A 22,896-nucleotide genomic window follows, 5' to 3' on the forward strand; every position below is an offset into this window, starting at 1 on the left:
GCGCGCGTGGCGTAACGAATATGTAAACTTCCCTGCGTAAATCGATCGCAGGGCTTGCGCCGCCTCGTATTCGTAAATACAACTTACAAATATGAGCGAGCCGCAGACCGTCCCCGCACCGCGCCGCGCCGTCCGCGCGAAGGTGCTGCCCGAGCACGCGCGGGCGCACAACCGCGCGCTCGTCCTGCAGGCGCTCTTCCACGAGGGGGCGATGAGCCGCGCGGATCTCGCGCGCGCCACGGGACTCACGCGCGTCACGACGTCCGACCTCGCGGGTGAGCTCATCGGCGAGGGCGTCGTCGTCGAGCAGGGCGTGCAGACGCGGACGGGCCCCGGCAAGCCGGCCACGCTCGTCGACATCGACCGCGAGGGCCTGCAGATCGTCGCGATCGACCTCTCCGCCGCCGACGAGTACCGCGGGGCCCTCCTCGACCTCACGGGCGCCGTCGTCGCGCGCGCCGCCGTGCCGCGACCGGCCGACGGCGAGGCCGACGCCGCGCGCGCGGCCGTGCTTGAGCTCGCGTCGGCGGTGGCACGCGAGGCGACCTCCCGCCTTCTCGGCGTCGGCGTGGGCGCCCCGGGCGTCATCACGTCGGACGGCGTCGTGCTGACGGCGCCGAACGTCGGCTGGGCGGGCATGCCCCTGCGCGCGCTGCTCGCCGAGGAGCTCGGCATCCCCGTCGTCGTCGCGAACGATGCGAACGCCGCCGCGCTCGCCGAGTACACCCTGGGCGGCGCGAGCGACGACCTCATGCTCGTGCGGATCGGCCGCGGTGTCGGCTCGGGGCTGCTCGTGCGCGGCGAGCTGACGCGCGGAAGCCGGGACGCCGCCGGCGAGATCGGGCACGTCACGGTGGGCACCGACGGCGGCCCGCGCTGCGCATGCGGACGCGACGGCTGCCTCGAGGCGTGGCTCGCCGTGCCGGCGCTGCAGGCCCGCATCGCCGAGGGCGACCGCGACAGCGTGCTCCGGGACGCGGGGGAGCGGCTCGGCATCGCGCTCGCGCCCGTCGTCGGCACCCTCGACATCGACGACATCGTCCTGTCGGGGCCGGTCGACCTCCTCGACGGCCCGCTGCGCGACGCGGCGGTCGAGACCCTGCGCGCGCGCACGCTCGAGCCCTTCACGACGCACGCGCGCGTGCGCCTGTCCGCCCAGGGCGACGACGTCGTGCTGCGCGGCGCCTTCGCCATGGTCCTGGATGCCCGACTCGGCATCCGCTGACCCCCACCCCCACCCATCCGAGTGAAGGAAACCCCCATGAACAGGAAGCTCATCGGCGCGAGCGCCGTCCTCGGCGCTCTCGCCCTCGCGGGCTGCTCCGGCAATGCCGCCGGCGGCGACGCGGCCGGCGGCGGCGCAGCCGACGGCGCGGAGCTGCGCGTCTGGCTCGTCGGCGAGGACACGCCCCAGGAGGCGCGCGACTACCTCGTCGAGACGTTCGAGGCCGAGAACGAGGGCGCGACCCTCGTCATCGAGGAGCAGCAGTGGACCGGCATCGTCGACCTGCTGACCACCGCCATGTCGGGCTCCGACAGCCCCGACATCGTCGAGATGGGCAACACGCAGGCCGCGGCGTTCACGTCGGCCGGCGCGTTCGCCGATCTCACCGACATGTACGAGGAGCTCGGCGGCGACGACCTGCTGCCCGGCTTCGTCGAGGCCGGCTCGTTCGACGGCGCGTTCTACGCGGCGCCGTACTACTCGGGCTCGCGCGTCGTCTTCTACAACACGGCCATGTTCGAGGAGGCGGGCATCGAGGTGCCGACCACGCTCGACGAGTACGTCGCGGCGGCTGAGCGGCTCGCCGAGACGACGGGCGTCTCGGGCGTCTGGTACCCCGGCAAGGACTGGTACAACGCGCTCCCGTTCATCTGGGAGAACGGCGGCGAGATCGCCGTGCTCGAGGGGGAGCAGTGGGACGCGCAGCTCTCGAGCCCCGAGTCCATCGCGGGCCTCGAGCAGGTGCAGGCGCTCATGGCGACCTCGCAGGCGCCGAAGGACGGCGACGAGACCGACGCCTGGGTGCCGTTCCGCGAGGAGCAGGCCGCCATGCTGTCGGCGCCGAGCTGGGCCTACTGGTCGATCGTGGCCGACGAGGATCAGGCGGAGACGGCGCTCGCGGACTCCCTCGGCTCGTTCGCGCTGCCCGGGAAGGACGGCGGAGCCGCCCAGGTCTTCGCGGGCGGGTCGAACATCGCGATCCCCGCGGCCTCCGACAACCAGGAGCTCGCGAAGAGCGCTCTGCGGATCATGCTCAGCGAGGAGTACCAGTCGATCCTCGCGGAGGCGGGCCTCGTGCCGGCTCTGCAGTCGCTCGGGGGCGATGTCGCGGCCGCGACGCCTGAGCTCGCCGCCGTGATCGCGGAGGCCGCGGCGAACGCGAAGCTCACCCCGGCCTCGCCCAAGTGGGCCGATGTCGAGGCCGCGCAGCTGCTGCAGGACTTCTTCGTCCAGATCGCGAGCGGCGGCGACATCCCGTCGCTCGCGGAGGAGCTCGACGCCGACATCGAGGCCATCCTCAACGGCTGACCCGCACATGGCCACCCTCACCGCGCCGCGCGCGCACGACCTCGCGCCGCCGCCGTCGCCCCCGCGACGGCGGCGCCGCGAGACGTTCCTGCGCGGACCCGCCCTGCTGCTCGTGCCCGCCGGCGCCGTCATCGCGGCGCTCACGGCCTGGCCGCTCGTCCAGCTCATCGTCATGTCGTTCCAGGAGTTCGGGCGCGCGCAGATCTTCGGCGCACCGCCCGAGTTCGTGGGGCTGGACAACTACGTCCGCGTGCTCTCCGACCCCGGATTCTGGGCCGTCCTCGCCCGGAGCGTCGCCTTCTGCGCGGTCAACGTCGTCCTCACGATGGTGCTCGGTGTCGGCGTCGCCCTGCTCATGACGCGCCTCGGCCGCTTCCTGAAGGGGCTCGTCTCGATCGGCCTGCTCCTCGCCTGGGCGATGCCGCCGATCTCGGCGACCACGGTGTGGGGATGGATCTTCGACACCCGCGCGGGCCTCGTGAACCACGTCCTCACCGCGCTCACGCCGCTCGACATGCGAGGGCACTCGTGGCTCATCGAGCCGATCGGGTTCTTCTTCGTCGCGACCGTCATCGTGACGTGGATGGCCGTGCCCTTCGTCGCCTTCACGACGTTCGCCGCGCTCACCCAGGTGCCGGGCGAGGTGCTCGAGGCCGCGAGCCTCGACGGGGCCACGGGCGCGCAGCGGTTCCGCCTCGTCACGGTCCCGTACATCCGCAGCGTCCTCGTCGTGCTGCTCATCCTGCAGGTGATCTGGGACATGCGCGTGTTCACCCAGATCTACGCGCTGCAGACGATCGGCGGCCTCCGCGCGGAGACCGACACGATCGGCGTCTACATCTACGCGACCGCGACGGCCGGCGGCGATCAGGGTGCGGCCGGGGCGATCTCGGTCATCCTCGTCGTCTTCATGATGGCGGTCGCGGGGTACTACGTCGTCGCGACCCTGCGCGAGGAGGAGTCGAGAGCATGAGCAGTCGTCCCCGCTCGCGCGTCGCCCGCGCGGGCCTGAACGCCCTCGCGGTCGTCGTCTTCCTCGCGAGCGCGTTCCCCGTGTACTGGATGGTGAACTCGGCGCTGCTGCCGAACGCCGTCGTGACCTCGTCCGAGCCGCACTGGTGGCCCGACCGGTTCACGCTCGCGAACTTCGTCGAGGTCGTGACGGAGCCCAGCGGCAGCATCGCCTTCCTCCCCGCGCTCGCGATGAGCGTCGGCGTGACGCTCGCGGCGGTCGTCTTCGCGCTCCTGTTCGCGTTCCTCGCGGCCCTCGCGCTCAGCCGCTTCCGCTTCCGCAGCCGACGCGCCCTCATCGTCGCGGTGCTCGCGATCCAGATGATCCCCGCAGAGGCGCTCATCATCTCGACCTACCGCGTGCTCGACGGATGGCAGCTGCTCAACTCGGCCGTGGGGCTCGCGCTCGTCTACATCGCGATGGTGCTGCCGTTCACGATCTGGACCCTCCGCGGGTTCGTGAACGGCGTGCCGATCGAGCTCGAGGAGGCCGCGCGCGTCGACGGCTGCACGCGGATGGGCGCCTTCTGGCGGGTGACCTTCCCGCTGCTCGGCCCCGGCCTCGCCGCGACGGGAGTTTTCGCCTTCATCCAGGCATGGAACGAGTTCGTCTACGCCCTCGTCATCATGACGCGCCCCGAGGCGCGCACGCTGCCCGTCTGGCTGCGCGCCTTCGTGCAGGCCACCAAGGTGACCGACTGGGCCGCCATCATGGCGGGCTCGACCCTGTGCGCGATCCCCGTGGTCGTCTTCTTCCTCATCGTGCAGGGGCGGATGGCCCAGGGCATGGTCGCGGGGGCGGTCAAGGGATGACCGGGGTGCGGATCGGTCTCGACGTGGGAGGGTCGAAGACCGACGCCCTGGCGGTCGCCGCGGACGGCTCGATCCTCGCGCGCCGGCGCAGCCCGACCGAGCGCGGCGACGTCGGCGTGGTCGACTCGATCGTCGCGGCCGTGAAGGCCGTGTCGACTCGGGCCGGGTCCTCATCGATCACCTCGATCGGGATCGGCATCCCCGGTCAGACCGACGGGCGGACCGTGCGGCACGCCGTGAACCTCGACGTCCGGGAGCTGCCCCTCGCCGACGCGGTGGAGGCGCGGTGCGGGGTTCCGGTGGCGGTCGAGAACGACGTCAAGGCCGCGGCTCTCGGCGCGCATGCGCTCGCGCCCGCCGCCGGCCCGCTCGCGCTGCTCAACCTCGGCACCGGCATCGCCGCGGGCGTCGTCGTCGACGGCCGCCTCTGGCGCGGCGCGGGCGGCGCGGCCGGCGAGATCGGCCACGTGCCGATCGATCCGGCCGGCCCCGTGTGCGCGTGCGGGCAGACCGGCTGCATCGAGGCGCTCGCGGGCGGCCGCGCGCTCGCCGCCCGCTGGGCGCGGCCCGGAGCGTTCCCCGTCCGCGACCTGCTCGATGCCGCCGACGAGGGCCATCCGCTCGCGCTGCGTCTGCGGGCGGACTTCGTGCGCGGCGCCGCCGCGGCCATCCGCCTGCTCGCGCTCGCGGTCGACCCGCGCCGCATCGTGCTCGCGGGCGGACTCGCGGCGCTCGGCGACCGGATGGCCGACATCGTGTCGGAGGAGCTGCGGCGGTCGTCGGCCGCATCGGGCTTCCTCCGCTCCCTGCACCTGGGTGAGAGGATCGAGGTGCTGCCGGCAGGGTCGCCGGCCGCGGCGCTCGGCGCCTCGCTCATCGACGCCCCCGTCCCCGTCTGAGAGAAGGTCACCGCATGGCCGAAGTCATCATCGTCCCCGACGCCCCCGCGGGCGGCGCCATCGTCGCCGATGAGATCGCGCGACTCATCCGTCGGCGGCCCGACGCCGTGCTCGGTCTCGCGACCGGATCGACGCCGCTGCCCGTCTACGAGGCGCTCCGCACGCGCCTGTCGGGCGTCGACGTCTCGCAGGTGCGCGGCTTCGCGCTCGACGAGTACGTCGGCATCGACCCGGCGCACCCCGAGTCGTACCGGTCGGTGATCTCGCGCGAGGTCGTCGAGCCGCTCGGATTCGACCCCGCGCGGATCCGCACACCCGACGGGTCGCTCGAGGGCATCGAGCACGCGGGCGATGCGTACGAGGCGGCGATCGAGGAGGCCGGGGGCGTCGACCTGCAGATCCTCGGCATCGGCACCGACGGCCATATCGGCTTCAACGAGCCGGGATCGTCGTTCGCGTCGCGGACGCGCGTGAAGACCCTCACACGGCAGACGCGCGAGGACAACGCGCGGTTCTTCGACTCGATCGACGACGTCCCCATGCACTGCATCACGCAGGGGCTCGGCACGATCCTGCGGGCGCGCCACCTCGTGCTCCTCGCGTTCGGCGCGGGCAAGGCCGAGGCGGTCGCGGGCGCCGTCGAGGGCCCCGTCAGCGCCTCGCTGCCGGGGTCGGCGATCCAGCTCCACCCGCACGTCACGGTCGTCGTCGACGAGGCGGCGGCGTCGCGGCTGCGCGACGCCGACTACTACCGCTACGCGTGGGACAACAAGCCCGACTGGCAGGGCATCTGACGATGACGGCGTTCGAGCTCGCGGTGCAGGACGCCGCGGGCGTGACGGTCGCGGCGCACGTGAGGGCCGACCGCATCGAGCTCGCGACCGCGCTCGCGCTGGGCGGGCTCACGCCGTCCGCCGGGCTCATCGAGCTCGCGGTCGCGTCGGGCATTCCCGTGCACGTCCTCGTCCGTCCGCGCGCGGGCGGCTTCGCCTATGACGCCGACGACCGCGCCCTCATGACGGCGGACGTGCGCGCGGCGATCCGAGCGGGCGCCGCGGGCGTCGTCGTCGGGGGCCTCGTGCAGGGCCGCGTCGACGCCGACCTCGTGCGGGCGGCGCGCGACGCGGCCGAGGGCAGGGAGGTGACGTTCCACCGCGCGTTCGATGCGCTCGGCGACAGGGCGCGCGCCGTGGACGAGCTCGCCGAGCTCGGCGTCACCCGCGTGCTCACGTCGGGAGGCGCGTCGCGCGCCTCGGACGCCCTCGACGAACTCCGCGCGCTCGTGCGCCGCGCGGACGGCGCCATCCAGATCATGGCGGGCGGCGGTGTCGATGCCGGCAACGCGGCGGACGTCGCCGCGACGGGCGTCGACGCGGTCCATGCGTCCGCCAAGCGCGCCGTCGTCGACGCCGTGCCGGTCGCTCTGGGATCCGGCGCTGGCGCGGGCGCCGTCGCCTACGAGACCGCCGACGAGAGCGCGGCCCTGGCCATCCGCTCAGCCCTCGGCCGGGCCTGACCGGCCGAGCGGGATCACGGCGCGAAGACCTTGCCGGGGTTGAGGATCCCGCGCGGGTCGAACACCCGGGCGATGTCGCGCTGCAGGCGCCACTGGTCGTCGCCGAGCTCGTCGGCGAGCCAGCGGCGCTTGAGGAGACCCACGCCGTGCTCGCCCGTGAGCGTGCCGCCGAGGCGCAGAGCCGAGCGGAAGAGGTCGTCGGCGGCGGCCCACACGTGCGCGGGGACCTCCTCGCCGTCGAAGACGAAGTTCGGGTGCAGGTTCCCGTCGCCCGCGTGCGCCACCGTGGGGACCACGACGCCGTGTTCGCGCTCGACGCGGGCGATCTCGTCGAACATCTCGGGCAGACGGCTGCGCGGCACCGAGACGTCCTCGATGAGCGAGGTGCCGAGGGCCGCCATCGCGGGGTGCATCGCGCGGCGGAAGGCGAGGAGGCGCTCGCCCTCGTCGGCGTCGTCGGTCATCGCGACCTCGCCGCCCGCGTCGCGCAGCACGCGCGCGATCGCCTCGGCCTCCGCGCGGGCGCCCGGGCCATCCGTCTGGATCGTGAGCTGCGCCGAGCCCGGCGCCGCCTCGGCGACCCGCAGCAGCGCGCTGATCGCGGCGACCGCGGCGGCGTCGAGGAGCTCCATGATCGCCGGCTGCACGCCGGCCGCGGTGACCGCGGCAGACGCCCGCGCGGCGGCGCGCACGGACGGGAAGAACGCCGAGAGCGTGCACACGTCGCCGGGCACGAGGCGGCGCAGCTTGAGCGTCGCCCCCACCACGACGCCGAGCGTGCCCTCCGACCCGATGAGGAGCGACGTGAGGTCGTAGCCCGTCACGCCCTTCACGCTGCGGTGCCCGGTGCGGATGAGCCGACCGTCGGCGAGGACGACGTCGAGGCCCAGGACCGCGTCCCGGACGACGCCGTACTTCGCGCAGAGCAGGCCGCCCGCACCCGTGGCGATGTTGCCCCCGACGGTCGAGATCGCGCGGCTCGCCGGGTCAGGTGCCCACCACAGCCCGTGCGGGGCGAGCGCCGCGCCGAGGTCGCCGTTGAGGATGCCGGGCTCGACCACGGCGAGCAGATCGTCGGGGGAGATCTCGAGGATCCGGGTCATCCGCCGCACGGACAGGGCGATCTCGCCCGGCCCCGCGTTCGCCGCGCCCGCGAGACCGGTGCCGGCGCCGCGCGTGACGACGGGCGTGCGGGTCTCGTGCGCGATGCGCAGCACCGTCTGCACGTCGGCGACGGACTCGGCGTGGACGACCGCGAGCGGCGGGCCGTCGGAGCGGAAGCCCGAGCGGTCGGCGCGCGCTTCCTCGAGGGATGCTGCGTGCGTGTCGACCCGCTCGCCGAGGGCATCCTGCAGCCGGGCGAGCGCGTCGGCCATCACAGCTCGCGGCGGTTGTGGAGGAGGCCGATCACGACCGCGGCCACGCCGAACGCGATGCCGCCCCTCGCGAGGCCGAGATCCCACAGCGCGATGGTCGCCGCGAGGAAGACCGCGAGCTCGACGACCGCGCGCACGAAGGGGTGCACGGCGAACACGGCCTTGGGCGAGACGAACAGGGCCCAGACGAGGATCGCGAGCGCGGGAGCCGCGATGCCGACCACGATGCTCCACGGGAACGCCCACGCGACGAACCCCCAGACCGCGAGGGCCGCGATCGCCAGCAGCTCCGAGAGGAAGCGGAGCGCGTCGAGGACCGTGATGCGGCGCGGCGAGACGCCGGGGGTCGCGGGGGCAGCGGAGTCGGGCATGGACTCCAGTCTAGAACCGCCCGCGCCCGCGGCTCTCAGGCGTCGGCGCCGGGCTCGGCGCCCTCGATCGTCGTGTCGGGCTCGCCGGAGACGGCCTCGCGGATGAGACCGTCGAACTGCTCGTCCCCCAGCTGGATTCCCGCGTCGTCGAGGCGCCGGCGGAGCATCCGCCGCAGCTCCTCCTCCGACGCGCGGCCGGTCGCGAGGTCGCCCTGCACCTGCACGAGGATGCCGCGGACGCGCTCGTCGGAGGTCGTGTCGTGCGTGTCCTCGCGCGGCTCGGTCTGCAGGCCCCTGTCGTCCTCGGGGCCCGCGGGCCCGACACCCGCGATGTCGTTCTGGTCGCCCTCCTCGGGCGACGCGGGCGCCGTGCCCTCGACGTCGACGAGGTCGGCGGCCCCGCTGTCGGCGCCGCCGCGCCCTGCCGGCACCTCGTGCGCCGCGCGGTCGTGCTGGTCGGAGGTCATCGGATGCCCTCCTCGTCGTCCGCGATGAAGACATCCTCTTCGCCCAGGTACCCGTCGTCGACCTCGCGCTCGTCGTCCGGGAGCACGGGATGATCGGCCGCGGTCTCGGGCAGCGGTCCTCGGTCGTCCGCGAGGTCGGCCGGGTCGCGGTCGTCCTCGAGCGCATCGAGGTCTGCATCCGCCGGGACCTCGTGCCGCGTGGGCGCCGGCTCGATGGGCCGGGTCTGGATGTCGGGGTCGGTTCCTTCGACGTGAGCCATGTCGTCCTCCTCGCTCGGTGTCTCCAGAGTGCCGCGCGGCGCGTCCGCCCGCCAGGGGTTGACAGCGTCTCGGCCCTGGCCGATAGGGCGCGTGCCGGAGGGTGTCAACCCGCTGGCCCTGTCGCGCGCAGACAGGGGAGGGTGGGGCCATCGAGAGAGGACACCCGATGACGCCCGTCGCGCCCGAGCCGCTGTGGATCCGCACCGGTCCGCCCATCCCCGTCGACCGCGAGCACGTGCTCCACCCGGACGTCGTCGTGGCGGGTGCGGGGCTGACCGGACTCGCGACCGCGGTGGCGCTCGCGCGCGCCGGGCGGCGCGTCGCGGTGTGCGAGGCGCGCACGGTCGGCGCCGTCGCGACGGGCAACACGACCGCGAAGCTGTCGCTCCTGCAGGGCTCGGTGTACGGAGAGATCCGCGCGCACGCCGGCGTCGAGGCGCTGCGCGCCTACGCCGCCGCTCAGCGCGCGGGAGCCGACTGGCTGCGTGCGATCGCGGACTCCGTCGACGGCGCCCTGCGCGACGAGCCGGCGTTCACCTTCTCGACCACCGACGAGGGCGATGCGGCGCTCGAGCGCGAGGCCGAGGCGCTCGAGGCCTCCGGCGTCGACGCGGTCTGGGGGCCCACCGAGCAGACCGGCCTGCCCTTCGCCGTCTCGCGCGCGCTGCGCATGGAGGGGCAGGCGGCCCTGCACCCGCGCCGCGTCCTCGCGGCGCTCGCGGCCGAGCTGCGCAGCCGCGGCGGCACGATCGTCGAGGGATGCCGCGTCACGGGCCTCGAGGACGCTCCCGACGGCGTGGGCGTCGCGACGACGCGCGGCGTGCTCGCCGCGGCTCATCTCGTCGTCGCGACGGGTTCGCCCGCGATCGACCGCGCCGGGTTCTTCGCGCGGCTCGAGCCGTCGCGCTCGGTCGTCGGCGCCTACGCCGTGGACGGCGCCCTGCCGGACGGCATGCACCTCTCGGTCGACCCGCAGGCCCGATCGCTGCGCACCGCCGACGACGGAGCGGGCGGGCGCCTCCTGCTCGTCGGCGGTGGCGGGTTCCGCACCGGCCGCGGCGACGCGGGCGCCATGCTCGCCGACATCGACGCGTGGACCGCCGAGGCCTTCCCCGGGGCCCGCCGCGTCACGTGGTGGGCGGCGCAGGACTACCGCACGATCACCCGGCTGCCCTTCGCGGGCGCCGAGCCCGGAACGGACGGGCGGGTCCTCACGGCGACCGGATACGACAAGTGGGGCATGGCGAACGGGGCGGCGGCCGCGCTCGCGATGGCGGGCGAGATCCTCGGCGAGCGCCCGAGCTGGGTCGATGGGCTGCGCTCGCCGCAGGTGGGCGTGCGGGACGCCGCGACCGCGGTCGGCGCGAACGCACGCGTGGCGAAGGAGATGGCGAGCGGATGGACGAAGGCGCTCGTGAGCCGCGATGCCGAGCCGCCCGCGGAAGGCGAGGGGCGCGTGGAGACCCGCGGCGCGCATCCGGTCGCGGTCTCGCGCGTGGACGGGCGACTGTGCGCGGTCTCGGGCGTCTGCACCCACCTCGGCGGCATCCTGCAGTGGAACCCGGCCGAGCGCTCGTGGGACTGCCCGCTGCACGCATCGCGCTTCGATCCCGAGGGCCGCGTGCTCGAGGGCCCCGCGACGCAGGACCTCGCCCGGATGGACGACGCGCCGGCTCGATAGGGTGGCCCCGAGACCGTCCGCGTCCGACGCGCCCGCACCCGGCGCGCCGCGGTCGGCCGAAGGGGGTAGTGCATGGACGGAATCGTCGACACGGCCGGGAGCATCGGCATCGTCGTCGCCGTCGTGATCGTGGTCGTCGTCCTCGCGGTGGCGGCGCTCATCGGAACGCTCGTGCTGCGCGCGTGGTACAAGGTCGCGCGCGCCGACGAGGCGCTCATCATCGTCGGCAAGAAGCAGAAGGCGAAGGACGGCACCTCGTCGAACGTCGCGGTGATCCGCGGCGGCGGCGCGATCGTCAACCCGATCACGCAGCGTGCGGAGACGCTCTCGCTGCGGGCGCGGCAGATCATGGTCAAGCCGACCGCGCAGTCGATCCAGGGCGTGACGGTCGACGTCACGGGGGTCGCGCTCGTGAAGATCGGCTCCACGCCGGAGGCGATCGCGAGCGCCGCCGAGCGCTTCGTCTCGCAGGACGACGCGATCGAGGTCTTCACGACCGAGCAGCTCGAGGGCGCTCTGCGCGGCGTCGTCGCGACGCTCACGGTCGAGCAGCTCATGCGCGACCGCCAGGAGCTGTCCGACCAGATCGCGACGCTCATCAAGAGCGACCTGGAGGACCAGGGCCTCGTGCTCGACAGCTTCCAGATCCAGGGCATCACCGACCAGAACGGCTACATCGACGCCCTGGGCGCCGAGGAGGTCTCCAAGGTCAAGCGCCAGGCCGAGATCGCCCGGATCAACGCCGAGCGCGAGATCAAGGCGCGCGAGATCGCGACGAGCGAGGAGACGCTCATCGAGCAGACCGCGTTCGACCGCAACACCGCGTCGGCCGCGGCGGAGGTCGGCCAGGCGCGCGCCGAGGCCGAGCAGGCGGAGGCCCTCGCGCGGGCGAAGGCTCAGCAGGGCGTCCTCATGCAGGAGGCCGAGAACAAGCAGGCCGAGCTCGACGCCGACGTCAAGCGCGTCGCCGACGCGGCGCTCTACGAGCGGCAGAAGCGGGCCGACGCCGACGCGTACGCGCGGGTCAAGGAAGCCGAGGCCGAGGCTCTCATCGCCGAGCAGGAGGCGCGGGCGATCCGGATCAAGGCCGAGGCCGACGCCGAGGCCGTCCGCCTCGAGGGCGACGCGCGGGCGGCGGCCATCGAGGCCGAGGCGGCGGCGCTCGCGAAGAACCAGGACGCGTTCCTCGCCCAGCGCGCGCTCGACGCGCTCGTGCCGATGATGACGGAGTTCGCGAAGGGCTACGCGAACGTCGGCTCCGTCACGGTGCTCTCGGGCGGCGGTGCGGATGGCGCGAGCGCGCACCTCGCGGGGGAGACCGCGGCCGGGATGCGGTCGATGTTCGACAGCGTCCGCGCGGCGACCGGCGTCGACCTGTCGGCCGTCATCCAGGGACACGCGGTCGGACGCGGGATGGCCGCGGGCCAGCGCGCCGACGACGCCGCGTCGACCGAGCCCGCTGCGGCGCCCGCCGCGGAGCACACGGCCGCGTCGGCGACGTCGCCGGAGGCGGGAGGCGCCCCCGCGCCATCCGACGCTCCCGCCTGACCCGCTCATCGGACAGCAGAGGGGCCCGTCACCGCGGTGACGGGCCCCTCTGCTGTCCAGACGGCTCAGGCGCGCCGGTACTGCGACGCCATGGGGCAGTCGAAGGGGTCGCGCGCGGCCAGGCCCACGCGGTTGAGGTAGGCGATGACGATGCCGTACGAGCGCAGCAGACTCGTCTCGGTGTACGGCACGTCGTTCGTCGCGCAGAAGTCGCGGACGATCTCGCGCGCCTTGGCGAGGTGGGGGCGCGGCATGCTCGGGAAGAGGTGGTGCTCGACCTGGTAGTTGAGCCCGCCCATGAGCCAGGTGGCCCACCATCCGCCCGCGATGTTGCGCGAGGTGCGGACCTGCTTCGAGAAGAAGTCGAGCTTCGCGTCGGGCGCGATGACGGGCATGCCCTTGTGGTTCGGCGCGAAGGACGCGCCCATGTACACGCCGAAGACCGCGAGCTGCACGCCGAGGAAGGCGAAGGCCATCCCCACCGGGAGCAGGAGGAAGAGCGGCGTCAGGAGGAGCGCGAAGCGCAGCGCGATGATGCCGAGCTCGGTCCAGCGGCCCTTGACCGGGCCGCGCGACAGCAGGTGCTTCAGGCTCAGGTAGTGCAGGTTGAGGCCCTCGAGCGTGAGGAGCGGGAAGAACAGCCAGCCCTGCCGCTGCGTGATGAGGCGGCGCAGGCCCCTCGCCCCGGCGGCGTCCTCCTCGACGAACGAGATCGTGTCGATCTCGATGTCGGGGTCCTTGCCGACGCGGTTCGGATTCGCGTGGTGACGGCTGTGCTTGGCGTCCCACCACGCGTAGCTCATGCCGATGCTGCCGGCGAGGATGCGGGCGAGGCGGTCGTTCGCGGGGCCGCTCGCGAGGATCTGGCGGTGCGCGGCCTCGTGCGCGAGGAACGCCACCTGCGTGAAGATGACGCCGAGCGCGCCCGCGATGAGCAACTGGAACCAGCTGTCGCCGAGGAGCAGGAAACCGGCGATCGCGCCGCCGAGGGCGACGAGGATCCCGGCGCCGACGAGGGCGTAGAAGACGCGGGCGCGGCGCAGCAGCCCCGTCTCGCGCACGACCTGCGACACCTTCGAGTACGCCTTGGCCATCGGAGGGAACGTCTCTGTTCCGGAGTAGGTCTGGCGCACAGCGCCGAGACGGGAGGCCACGGGTGCGGTCTGGGTGAGGGAGATGGACTTCTCCTGTCGTGTCGGCAGCCGTTCGGCTCCTGGAGCCAAGGGCGGATGCCGATCGCTGGTCTCAGGCTAGCCCTCGCCGTATGCGGCGTCGCGCATACGGAGGGACGTGCCAGGGGATGCGCCGGAGATGCCCAGGGGGCGGCCCGCCGGAATGCGCGGGCGCCGCGCGTCGTTGCGCACGTCATCCCCTCGGCGTGGGCCGCGCCAGGGAGAGAGGACACCGATGGACGGACTCGAGATCACCGTGCTCCTGGGCGCCGCCGTGCTCGTCGGAGCGCTCGTCGCTCCGCGGCTGCGCGTCGCGGTTCCGCTGCTGCTGCTCGCGTTCGGACTCGTGCTCGGCTTCGTGCCCGAGCTGCGCGAGGTGCAGCTGCCGCCCGAGACGGTGCTCCTGCTCTTCCTGCCGGTCATGCTCTTCTGGGAGAGCCTCACGACCTCGCTCCGGGCCATCCGGCGCGACCTGCGCGGCATCGTGCTGATGAGCACGCTCCTCGTCGTCGCGACCGCGTTCGCGGTCGCGGGCGCCGCGCACGTGATGGGCCTGCCGTGGGAGATCGCCCTCATCCTCGGCGCCGCGGTCGCCCCTCCCGACGCGACGGCGGTCGCCGCGCTCGGGCGGACCCTGCCGCACCGGAACTTCATGGTGCTGAAGGCCGAGAGCCTCACGAACGACGGCACCGCCCTCGTCATCTCGTCGGTCGCCGTCGGCGTCGCGGTCGGGGGTCAGTACACGCCGTGGACCATCACGGGCCTCGTCGTGCTGTCGTACGCGGGCGGGGTCGTGGCCGGCCTCGCGGTGGCCGGCGTCGCCTACCTGCTCATGCGCCGCCTGCGCGACGCGCTGACGATCAACATCGCGCTCCTTTTCACGCCGTTCGCGGCCTTCCTCGTCGCCGAGCTCGTCCACGCGTCGGGCGTGCTCGCGGTCGTCGTGGCGGGGCTCATCGCGGCCTGGGTCGCGCCACGCACGACGACAGCCGCCTCACGGCGCCAGACCGAGGCCGCGTGGCCGCTCGGGACGTTCCTCCTCAACGGCGCGCTGTTCGTGCTCATCGGGCTCGAGGTGCAGCATGTCGCGCACACGATCGACGCGCGCGAGGTCGGCCGGCTCCTGGGCGTCACGGTCGTCGTCTGGCTCGTGGCGCTCGTCGTCCGGTTCGCGTTCCAGATGACCACGGTCACGATGATCCGCCTGCTCGATCGCCGTCCGTCGCAGCGCGAGCGGCGGATGAGCCATCGCGCGCGGGTGGTCAGCACGGTGGCGGGCTTCCGGGGCGCCGTCTCGCTCGCGATCGCGCTGTCCGTTCCGCTCGCGACCGCGAACGGCTCCGCGCTCGCGGGGCGCGAGGACATCGTGTTCGTCACGGCGGGCGTCATCGTGCTCACCCTGCTCGTGCAGGGGCCGCTCCTCCCTGTCGTCGTGCGCTGGGCGCGCCTTCCGGAGGACCGGGCGAGCGACGAGGAGTACGAGCTCGCGCAGCGGGCCATCACGGGTGCGGCGCTCGCGTCGCTCGACGAGCTCGCGGCCGCGCACGCGGTGAGCGACGAGGTGCGCGACCGCATCCGCGACGACGTCTCGGAGGCGCTCGAGCTCGCGAACGCGCAGCGTCAGGCGCGCGAGCAGGAGCGCGTCGACCGCGAGGTGGCCGTGCTCGAGGGGATGCTCGGCCCGTCCGACGACGCCGAGCGCGCCGCCGAGGCTGCGGCGATCGAGGTGCTCACGATGTCGCCGATCACGCGGCACGAGGAGCACACGCGTCTCCGGCTCGCGCTGCTCGCGCGCAAGCGGGAGGTGCTCTACGGTCTCCGGGCCGACGGCTCGGTCGACGACGGCGTCGTGAACCGCATCCAGGCGCGGCTCGACCTCGAGGAGCTGCGGCTCACGGGCATCGAGCCCGTCGCCTGACCCCGGTCGCGCCATCGAGAGCTGATCCCCTCGACGCGGAGGCGATGCGGGAGCATCCTTGTCGCATCCGACGCAGTCAGGAGGCGGGCATGATCATCTCGACGCCCCGTGAGGACGACCCCGACCCGCAGGTCGCGGCCATGTACGCGCACGACCTCGAGGCGGACGGCCTCGTGTTCAGCCATACCCGCGCGATGGCCATGAACCCCGCGGCGCACGCGGCGTTCGAGGCGCTCGTGCGCGCCGTCGTCCCGTCGATCGGGCTCCGCGTCTACGAGCTCGCGACCCTCGCCGCGGCTGCCGCGATCGGGTCGGTGCACTGCCTCCTCGCGCACGGCAGGAAGACGCTCGACGCAGGCCTCCTCGACGAGGACGGGCTCGCACTCGTGCTCCGCGATCCCGAGGCTGCGGGCCTCGATGAGCGCGACGTCGCCGTGATGGCGTTCGCGGCGCGCCTGTCGCAGGACGCGGCCTCGATGACGGACGACGACTCGGCGCGGCTGCGGGCCGTCGGCTTCTCCGACCAGCAGATCGTCGACATCGCGCTCGCCGCAGGGGCGCGCAACCTCTTCAGTCGCACGCTCCAGGCGCTCGCGGTGCCGATCGAGGACGTGCCGCGGCTGAGCCCGCAGCTGTCGCAGGCCCTGCGCGAGGCCGCCGAGAGACGCGGGGCCGCCGCATGACGACCATCACCGCTGTGCTGGGCGACATCACGGAGCAGGAGGTGGACGTCGTCGTCAACGCGGCGAGCAGGGCGATGCGCGGAGGCGGCGGTGTCGACGGCGCCATCCACCGCGCGGGCGGCCCCGAGATCCTCCGCGCGTGCATCGCGCGGTTCCGGCACGGGCTCGCGACGGGCGACGCGGGGTGGACGACCGCCGGTCGCCTGCCTGCGCGGTGGGTCGTGCACACCGTCGGCCCGAACCATGCGGCGGGCGAGCGCGACCGCACGCTCCTGGAGTCCTGCTATCGGCGAGCACTCGCGGTCGCGGACGAGCTCGGTGCGCGCAGCGTCGCCTTCCCGCTCATCAGCGCGGGCATCTACGGATGGCCTCTGGACGATGCGATCGCGGCTGCCGTGGAGACGGTCGCGGCGGCGCGCGCGCGGGTCGAGGAGGTGCGCATCGTCGCGCGCGACGCGGAGACGCACGCGCGGGTCGCCGCGGCGATCGAGACGCTCGGCCGGCCTCCGCGCGGCTGAGCGCGCGGCGCGGCCGTTCGCCGGGCGACATCCCGAGGAGGCACCCTGCGGGCGAGGCGGAGCCGGCCCCGAGAGCCCTGCCGGCGCCCGCCGCCGACGAGAGGGAACCCCGTGCCCATCCGCCAGTCCGAGCATCCGCTGCCCGATCACTTCCTCGTCCACATCTCGGACACGCACCTCGTCGTGCCGGGGGAGCGCCTGTGCGGCGTCGCCGAGGCGAGCGAGCGCCTGCGCGAGCTGCTCGGCTCGCTGGCCGGGACGGGCATCCGCCCCGAGGCGCTCGTGTTCACGGGCGATCTGGCCGACCGGGGCGAGCCCGAGGCGTACGTCGAGCTGCGCGACATCGTGGAGCGCGCTGCCGCGGAGATGGACGCGCGGATCGTGTGGGTCATGGGCAATCACGACGACCGCGCGACGCTGCGGCGCACGCTCCTCGACGCCGCGCCGACGACCGAGCCGCTGGACCGCGTCGAGTGGCTCGGCGGGCTGCGGCTCGTCGTCCTGGACTCGACTGTGCCGGGGCACGCGCACGGCGAGCTCGAGCCGGGACAGCTCGCCTGGCTGGCCGACGTGCTCGCGACACCCGCGCCCGAGGGGACGATCCTCGCGATGCACCACCCGCCCGTCCCGTGCCTGCAGGACCTCGCCGTCACGGTCGAGCTGCGCGACCAGGCGGCCCTCGCCGACGTCCTGCGCGGCACGGATGTGCGGGCCATCCTCGCGGGGCACCTGCACTACAGCACGACCGCGGGGTTCGAGGGCATCCCCGTGTCGGTCGCCTCGTCGACCTGCTACACGCAGGACCTCTTCACGCCCGGCCGCGGGACGCGCGGAAGGGATGCAGCGCAGAGCGTCAACTTCGTCCACGTCTACGAGCGCACGGTGATGCACACGGTGGTGCCGGCCGCCGGCGCGGCGACGGTGGGGCGCTTCGTCGACGAGGCGGCGACCGCGCGCCGCCTCGAGGAGGAGGGCGTGGTGATCCCGCCGTCCGCGAACCCGGACGCCCCCGAGTGGGCGCGGCGCGCCGTCCCGTCGCCGGTCGTGAGCGAGCCCGCGGCGCCGTTCCCGCTGCCGATGGCCCGGTGACGCGACACGCGTTCCTGTCGAGCGTCCGGCGCGGGTACCGTCGAAGGGTGGGGAGAAGGAGCGCATCGTGAGCCAATCGCCGGAGACCAGCGTGGACCAGGGCCGGGAGGGGCGCGCGAAGCGGTACGCGACGCTCGACGAGGCCTTCCAGAAGCACGGGACGCCTCCCGAGAACCAGGCGGTCATCCGCCGCATCGTGGACGGCTCCGACGTCACGGGCTTCGTCGGGTACCGCACGTACTTCAAGATCGAGCGCCGCGGCAGCGCCGCACTCGAGGTGCACGCGGGCTACACGAACGGCTTCCGATCTGAGTCCGACGCCGCCCGCCTCGCGGGCGACCTCGAGCGCTGGCCGAGCCGCCGCTTCCACGGCTCGTGGGGTGTCACGCACCCTGTGACGCACGCCGTGCGCGTCGCGCCGGCGCGCTCGAGCGCGCCGCGCCGCGAGACGGTCCGCAAGCCCGTCGTGCCCGAGCGCGTGGCCGACGTCTGCCCGACCTGCTTCATGGAGATGCCGCTCACGGGCGTCTGCCCGAACTGCGGCTGAGGCGGATCACTTGCCGCTTCCGGCCGCTTGACGGCGGCGGATGGCGGCCGTTCGCGACCAGGACCGGTTCCGGATGTCGGCGGTGCATGGTTCGCTGGGGTCATGGACACGGTCACCTCCGCAGACGGCACCCCCATCGCGTTCCGCACCCTCGGCGACGGGCCCACGGTCGTCATCGTCAACGGCGCGCTCTCGACCGCGGCGGACGCCTCGGGCCTCGCCGAGGCGCTCGCGGCCTCCGGCCTGCGGGCCGTCACCTGGGACCGACGCGCGCGCGGTGACAGTGGCGACGCACGCGACTCCGCCCCCGAGCGCGAGAGCGAGGACCTCGCGGCCGTGATCGAGGCCGCGGGCGGCGACGCCGCGGTGCTGGGGCACTCGTCGGGGGCCGTGCTCGCGCTTTTCGCGGCGTCGCTGGGGGTGCCCATCCGCCGGCTGTTCCTCTCAGAGCCCCCGCTCCACGCAGGAGAGCCGGCGCCGCACGACCTCCCCGATCGCCTCCAGGCGCTCGTCGACGACGGCGCCCTCGAGGACGCGGTCGCGACATTCCAGGTCGAGGGCGTCGGGCTTCCGCGCGAGATGGTCGAGGGGATGCGGGCGCGGGGCGCACTCACGCTCCTTGCGCCGCTCGCGCAGTCGACCGTCTACGACGCGCGGCTCGTCCGGGACGCGGGAGGGCCGACCGCCGCGATGCTCGAGGTCGGGCAGCCGATCGTGATCCTGCGCGGGGAGCAGACGTTCCCCGTGCTCGTCGAGGCGGCCGACCGCCTCGCGGCCGCGCGCCCCGACGCCGAGCTCGTCGTGGTGCCGGAGTCCGTCATGCACCGCCCCGATCCCGCGGCGACCGCGCGCATCGTCGCCGAGCGGATGGGCTGACCGCCCCCCGCGCCCGGCTCAGCCGCCCGCGACGGTTGACGCGTTCACTCCAGGTGACGCAGGAACCGGCCGGGGGAGTCGAGGAACGATCGCCACGTCCGCACGAGGTCGAGGTCGTCGTACGCGCATCGACGGATGCCCCACGAGCCGAGCTCGAGCAGGTCGGCTCCGGGGAATGCGGCGAGCACCGGCGAGTGCGTCGAGAGGACGATCTGCGAGCCGTCTGCGACGAGTTCGCGCAGCAGCCCGAGAAGCGCGAGGCAGCCAGAGACGGAGAGAGCGGATTCCGGCTCGTCGAGCACCCACAGCCCGCGGATGCGCAGGTGCTCGGAGACCAGGTCGAGGAACGACTCGCCGTGGCTGCGCTCGTGAAGCGGGGCGCCCATCCCGATGTCCTCGAGGTACGTGTAGAACCCGTGCATGGTCTCCGCCCGCAGGAAGAAGCCCTTCCTCGGCGCACCGGCCCCGCGCACGAGCTGCAGGTGGTCGCCGAGGTCGGACTCCGACGCGCGCGTGGCGTGCTGGGCGCCGCTCGAGCCTCCCTCTGCGTTGAGGCCGTATGCCGTGGCGAGAGCCTCGACCAGGGTCGACTTGCCGACGCCGTTCTCGCCCGTGAGCACCGTCACGGCGCCGAGGTCCAGTCCCTCCTCGAGCACCTGCCGGACGGGAACGAGCGTGGCGGGCCAGCGCCGCAGATCGGCGGGCGCGAGCGGGTGCGCCTCGATTCTGCGCACGGGGAGGGCCCGGCGGGAGAGAGGGGGCGCATCCACACGGCGACCCTAGCCTGCCCCGCGCCCCGCTCCGGACACGCGGCATGTCTCACTTGTGCAGCCTTACGGGCCGCGATTGCCTGCAAATTCGAGACATGCCAGGGAGGGGCCTCCGGAGGGGGCTCGGCAGGAGAGGCGCGGGCTCGCGTGATAAGGTCTTCCTCTGGAAGCGTGTCCGAGAGGCCTAAGGAGCTTGGCTGGAATCCAAGTATGCGGGGTAACTCGCATCGCAGGTTCAAATCCTGTCGCTTCCGCAGAAGAGGCCCCGTCCGGTTCGCCGGACGGGGCCTCTGACATGCCAGCGGGAGCTACACGCCGCGGACGTCGGCGTACAGCGCGCGGGTGCGGTCGGCGATCGCGGTCCACGAGAACTCGCGCTCGGCGCGCTCGCGCCCTGCGGCCCCCAGCGCACGCGCGCGATCGGGGTCGGACACCATCTCGGTGAGCGCCGCGGCGAGGTCGCCGACGAAGCGCTCGGGGTCGATCGGGGTGCCCGTTCCGTCGTCCACCTGCTCGATCGGGACGATCGCTCCCGTCACGCCGTCCGCGACGACCTCGGGGATGCCGCCGGTGCCAGTGCCGACGACCGGCGCACCGCAGGCCATGGCCTCGAGGTTCACGATGCCGAGCGGCTCGTACACCGAGGGGCAGACGAACGTCGTGGCCGCGCTCAGCAGGGCGCACAGCTCGGGGCGGGGCAGGTGGCGGTCGATCCAGACGACGCCGTCGCGCTCGGCGCGCAGCTCGGCGACGAGGCCCTCGACCTCGGCCATGATCTCGGCCGTGTCGGGAGCGCCCGCGCACAGCACGAGCTGCACCTCGGGCGGCAGAGCGCGCGCTGCGCGAAGCAGGTACGGCAGCCCCTTCTGCCGCGTGATGCGGCCGACGAACACGATCGAGGGGCGGTCGGGGTCGACGCCCAGGGCGCGCACGGTGTCGGGGTCGTCGACGCGCTGCCAGCCGTCGAGGTCGATGCCGTTGTAGACGACCTTCACGCGCTCGGGCTCGAGCTCGGGGTACACCCGCAGCAGGTCGCGGCGCATGCCCTCGCTGACCGCGACGACCGCGTCGGCCGACGTGAGGGCCTCGCGCTCGATCCAGCTCGACAGGCGATAGCCGCCGCCGAGCTGCTCGGCCTTCCACGGGCGCAGCGGCTCGAGGCTGTGGGCGGTGGCCACGTGCGGGATGCCGTGGAGCATCTTCGCGACGTGTCCGGCGAAGTTCGCGTACCAGGTATGCGAGTGGACGAGGTCGGCGCCCTCGACATCGCGGGCGATGAGGAGGTCGGTGCCCATGGTCTGCAGGGCTCCGTTCGCGCCCGAGAGCTCGGCGGGCGTCCCGTACGAGAAGACGCCCTCCTCGTCGCGCGGAGCGCCGAACGCGCGCACGACGACGTCGAGATCTCGGCGGAGCGCTCTGACGAGCTCGGCGACGTGCACGCCGGCACCGCCGTACACCTCGGGCGGGTACTCGCGGGAGAGGAGATCGACTCGCATGCAGTCAACCTAGCGCCGCTGGAGGCCGCGCGGGGAACAGGTCGAGAATTGCACATTTCTCCCCGCGATTCGAGCCTGCCTTTCTCCTCCGGTTCTCACTAGGGTGAGGCCATGTCCAAGTACTTCGGCATCGTGCTCGCAGGCGGAGAAGGCAAGCGGCTGATGCCGCTCACGGAGGACCGGGCGAAACCGGCCGTGCCCTTCGGCGGACAGTACCGCCTCATCGACTTCGCGCTGTCGAACCTCATCAACTCGGGGCTGCGGCAGATCGTCGTGCTCACGCAGTACAAGTCGCACAGCCTCGACCGCCACATCTCGCAGCTGTGGCGCATGAACGGCCTGCTCGGCTCCTACATCGCGTCCGTGCCCGCGCAGCAGCGGCTCGGGAAGCGCTGGTACCAGGGCTCGGCGGACGCGATCCTGCAGAGCCTCAACCTCGTGTACGACGAGCGCCCGGACTACATCGTCGTGGTCGGCGCCGACCACGTCTACCGGATGGACTTCGACCAGATGATCGAGGCGCACATCGCCTCGGGCGCCGAGGCGACCGTCGCGGCCATCCGCCAGCCGATCTCGCTCGCCGACCAGTTCGGCGTCATCGACATCGACCCCGAGAACCCGAGCCGCATCCGCGAGTTCCTCGAGAAGCCGTCGAACCCGCAGGGCCTGCCCGACTCGCCGCGCGAGGTGCTCGCCTCGATGGGCAACTACGTCTTCACGGCCGAGGCGCTCATCGAGGAGGTGCTGCGCGACGGCGAGCGCGCCGACTCGAAGCACGACATGGGCGGCGACATCATCCCGGCCTTCGTCGAGCGCGGCACGGCCGGCGTGTACGACATGAAGCAGAACACCGTGCCCGGCGCCTCGGCGCGCGACCGCTACTACTGGCGCGACGTGGGGACGATCGACTCGTACTTCGAGGCGCACCAGGACCTCATCTCGGTGCTCCCGGTGTTCAACCTCTACAACCAGGAGTGGCCGATCTTCACGCAGCAGGTGAACCTGCCGCCGGCGAAGTTCACGCGCGACGCCCGGGGCACGCTGAGCACCGTGATCGACTCGATCGTCGCGGGCGGCACCGTGATCTCGGGCGCGCACATCGAGCGCAGCGTGCTCGGCTCGGGCGGCATCGTCGAGTCGGGCGCGCACGTGAGCGACTCGATCGTGTTCGAGAACGCGCGGATCAAGCCGGGGGCGACCGTGCGCCGCGCGATCCTCGACAAGAACGTCGTCGTCGAGGCGGGCGCGTCGATCGGCCTCTCGCGCGAGGCGGATGCCGCGCGCGGCTTCGCGATCACGCCGAGCGGCATCACCCTCGTCGGAAAGGGCGCGACGGTCACCGCGTCCTGAC

General features: G+C 73.4%; 23 protein-coding genes and 1 tRNA gene. 17 read left to right on the forward strand and 7 right to left on the reverse strand.

Going from position 1 to position 22,896, the window contains the following annotated elements:
• The first annotated feature begins 91 nt into the window (after nt 1–91).
• Genes ACOWU6_RS14425 through ACOWU6_RS14455 form a run of 7 tightly spaced genes read left to right on the forward strand, consistent with a single transcriptional unit; the run spans nt 92 to nt 6,772 of the window.
• Nucleotides 92–1,225: an ROK family transcriptional regulator gene (locus tag ACOWU6_RS14425; protein ID WP_421076111.1), complete on the forward strand. Its 1,134-nt coding sequence runs from the start codon at nt 92–94 to the stop codon at nt 1,223–1,225.
• 36 nt (nt 1,226–1,261) lie between these two features.
• Nucleotides 1,262–2,533: an extracellular solute-binding protein gene (locus ACOWU6_RS14430; protein ID WP_324014175.1), complete on the forward strand. Its 1,272-nt coding sequence runs from the start codon at nt 1,262–1,264 to the stop codon at nt 2,531–2,533.
• A 7-nt stretch (nt 2,534–2,540) separates the two neighbouring features.
• The gene (locus ACOWU6_RS14435) at nt 2,541–3,506 is read left to right on the forward strand and encodes a carbohydrate ABC transporter permease (protein ID WP_271174513.1); all 966 of its coding nucleotides are present in this window, start codon (nt 2,541–2,543) and stop codon (nt 3,504–3,506) included.
• Nucleotides 3,503–4,357 (forward strand): carbohydrate ABC transporter permease, encoded by an 855-nt coding sequence (locus ACOWU6_RS14440; protein WP_421076112.1) that lies wholly within the window; start codon nt 3,503–3,505, stop codon nt 4,355–4,357. The genes ACOWU6_RS14435 and ACOWU6_RS14440 overlap by 4 nt, the downstream gene beginning before the upstream one ends.
• Nucleotides 4,358–4,362: 5 nt before the next feature.
• The gene (locus ACOWU6_RS14445; RefSeq protein ID WP_421076113.1) at nt 4,363–5,256 is read left to right on the forward strand and encodes an ROK family protein; all 894 of its coding nucleotides are present in this window, start codon (nt 4,363–4,365) and stop codon (nt 5,254–5,256) included.
• Between the two features lie 14 nt (nt 5,257–5,270).
• Nucleotides 5,271–6,050 carry a glucosamine-6-phosphate deaminase gene (locus ACOWU6_RS14450; protein WP_271174511.1) on the forward strand — a complete coding sequence of 260 codons (780 nt, stop codon included), beginning with the start codon at nt 5,271–5,273 and terminating at the stop codon, nt 6,048–6,050.
• Nucleotides 6,051–6,052: 2 nt separating this feature from the next.
• Nucleotides 6,053–6,772: a copper homeostasis protein CutC gene (locus ACOWU6_RS14455; RefSeq protein ID WP_421076114.1), complete on the forward strand. Its 720-nt coding sequence runs from the start codon at nt 6,053–6,055 to the stop codon at nt 6,770–6,772.
• Nucleotides 6,773–6,786: 14 nt separating this feature from the next.
• On the opposite strand, the gene ACOWU6_RS14460 is transcribed toward ACOWU6_RS14455, so the two are convergent.
• From ACOWU6_RS14460 to ACOWU6_RS14475, 4 genes are read right to left on the reverse strand one after another with little or no spacing between them, the layout of a single operon-like run.
• Nucleotides 6,787–8,148, reverse strand: coding sequence for an FAD-binding oxidoreductase (locus ACOWU6_RS14460; protein ID WP_421076115.1), 1,362 nt, complete (start codon nt 8,146–8,148; stop codon nt 6,787–6,789).
• A complete protein-coding gene (locus ACOWU6_RS14465; RefSeq protein ID WP_421076116.1) occupies nt 8,148–8,519 on the reverse strand; it encodes a YrdB family protein in 372 nt (123 codons plus the stop codon). The genes ACOWU6_RS14460 and ACOWU6_RS14465 overlap by 1 nt, the downstream gene beginning before the upstream one ends.
• Before the next feature lie 35 nt (nt 8,520–8,554).
• Nucleotides 8,555–8,986 carry a hypothetical protein gene (locus tag ACOWU6_RS14470; RefSeq protein WP_421076117.1) on the reverse strand — a complete coding sequence of 144 codons (432 nt, stop codon included), beginning with the start codon at nt 8,984–8,986 and terminating at the stop codon, nt 8,555–8,557.
• Nucleotides 8,983–9,246, reverse strand: coding sequence for a hypothetical protein (locus tag ACOWU6_RS14475; protein ID WP_271174506.1), 264 nt, complete (start codon nt 9,244–9,246; stop codon nt 8,983–8,985). The genes ACOWU6_RS14470 and ACOWU6_RS14475 overlap by 4 nt, the downstream gene beginning before the upstream one ends.
• Nucleotides 9,247–9,413: 167 nt before the next feature.
• Here ACOWU6_RS14475 and ACOWU6_RS14480 point away from each other — a divergent pair, with 167 nt between their 5' ends.
• Both ACOWU6_RS14480 and ACOWU6_RS14485 read left to right on the forward strand, forming a co-directional pair.
• The gene (locus ACOWU6_RS14480; protein WP_421076118.1) at nt 9,414–10,928 is read left to right on the forward strand and encodes an FAD-dependent oxidoreductase; all 1,515 of its coding nucleotides are present in this window, start codon (nt 9,414–9,416) and stop codon (nt 10,926–10,928) included.
• Between the two features lie 72 nt (nt 10,929–11,000).
• Nucleotides 11,001–12,476, forward strand: coding sequence for an SPFH domain-containing protein (locus ACOWU6_RS14485; RefSeq protein ID WP_421076119.1), 1,476 nt, complete (start codon nt 11,001–11,003; stop codon nt 12,474–12,476).
• Nucleotides 12,477–12,541: 65 nt separating this feature from the next.
• Here the strand turns inward: ACOWU6_RS14485 and ACOWU6_RS14490 are convergent, their stop codons facing one another.
• Nucleotides 12,542–13,570 carry a fatty acid desaturase family protein gene (locus ACOWU6_RS14490; protein WP_421076120.1) on the reverse strand — a complete coding sequence of 343 codons (1,029 nt, stop codon included), beginning with the start codon at nt 13,568–13,570 and terminating at the stop codon, nt 12,542–12,544.
• 313 nt (nt 13,571–13,883) lie between these two features.
• Between ACOWU6_RS14490 and ACOWU6_RS14495 the strand changes: the two genes are divergently transcribed.
• The 6 genes from ACOWU6_RS14495 to ACOWU6_RS14520 all read left to right on the forward strand — a co-directional run bounded on the left by ACOWU6_RS14495 (nt 13,884) and on the right by ACOWU6_RS14520 (nt 19,279).
• The gene (locus ACOWU6_RS14495; protein ID WP_421076121.1) at nt 13,884–15,566 is read left to right on the forward strand and encodes a Na+/H+ antiporter; all 1,683 of its coding nucleotides are present in this window, start codon (nt 13,884–13,886) and stop codon (nt 15,564–15,566) included.
• A gap of 89 nt (nt 15,567–15,655) precedes the next feature.
• Complete coding sequence (locus tag ACOWU6_RS14500; protein WP_421076122.1) at nt 15,656–16,249, forward strand: carboxymuconolactone decarboxylase family protein; 594 nt, start codon at nt 15,656–15,658, stop codon at nt 16,247–16,249.
• Entirely contained in the window at nt 16,246–16,767 is a 522-nt protein-coding gene (locus ACOWU6_RS14505) for an O-acetyl-ADP-ribose deacetylase (protein ID WP_421076123.1), read from the forward strand. Before ACOWU6_RS14500 ends, ACOWU6_RS14505 begins: the two co-directional genes overlap by 4 nt.
• 111 nt (nt 16,768–16,878) lie before the next feature.
• On the forward strand, nt 16,879–17,856 hold the full coding sequence (locus ACOWU6_RS14510) for a phosphodiesterase (RefSeq protein ID WP_421076124.1): 978 nt from the start codon (nt 16,879–16,881) through the stop codon (nt 17,854–17,856).
• A gap of 67 nt (nt 17,857–17,923) precedes the next feature.
• Complete coding sequence (locus ACOWU6_RS14515; RefSeq protein ID WP_271174498.1) at nt 17,924–18,403, forward strand: hypothetical protein; 480 nt, start codon at nt 17,924–17,926, stop codon at nt 18,401–18,403.
• A gap of 102 nt (nt 18,404–18,505) precedes the next feature.
• The gene (locus ACOWU6_RS14520) at nt 18,506–19,279 is read left to right on the forward strand and encodes an alpha/beta fold hydrolase (protein WP_421076125.1); all 774 of its coding nucleotides are present in this window, start codon (nt 18,506–18,508) and stop codon (nt 19,277–19,279) included.
• 44 nt (nt 19,280–19,323) lie between these two features.
• Here the strand turns inward: ACOWU6_RS14520 and ACOWU6_RS14525 are convergent, their stop codons facing one another.
• On the reverse strand, nt 19,324–20,049 hold the full coding sequence (locus ACOWU6_RS14525) for an AAA family ATPase (protein WP_421076126.1): 726 nt from the start codon (nt 20,047–20,049) through the stop codon (nt 19,324–19,326).
• 165 nt (nt 20,050–20,214) lie between these two features.
• On the opposite strand from ACOWU6_RS14525, the gene ACOWU6_RS14530 reads away from it, so the two are divergent.
• Nucleotides 20,215–20,303: transfer RNA gene (locus ACOWU6_RS14530), tRNA-Ser, on the forward strand.
• A gap of 54 nt (nt 20,304–20,357) precedes the next feature.
• Here ACOWU6_RS14530 and glgA read toward each other — a convergent pair.
• The gene (gene glgA / locus ACOWU6_RS14535; protein WP_421076127.1) at nt 20,358–21,545 is read right to left on the reverse strand and encodes a glycogen synthase; all 1,188 of its coding nucleotides are present in this window, start codon (nt 21,543–21,545) and stop codon (nt 20,358–20,360) included.
• A gap of 111 nt (nt 21,546–21,656) precedes the next feature.
• On the opposite strand from glgA, the gene glgC reads away from it, so the two are divergent.
• Nucleotides 21,657–22,895, forward strand: coding sequence for a glucose-1-phosphate adenylyltransferase (gene glgC, locus ACOWU6_RS14540; RefSeq protein ID WP_282980264.1), 1,239 nt, complete (start codon nt 21,657–21,659; stop codon nt 22,893–22,895).
• The last annotated feature ends 1 nt before the right edge of the window (nt 22,896 follow it).

The organism is Microbacterium sp. SA156, assembly GCF_049065455.1.
GTDB classification, from domain to species: domain Bacteria; phylum Actinomycetota; class Actinomycetes; order Actinomycetales; family Microbacteriaceae; genus Microbacterium; species Microbacterium barkeri.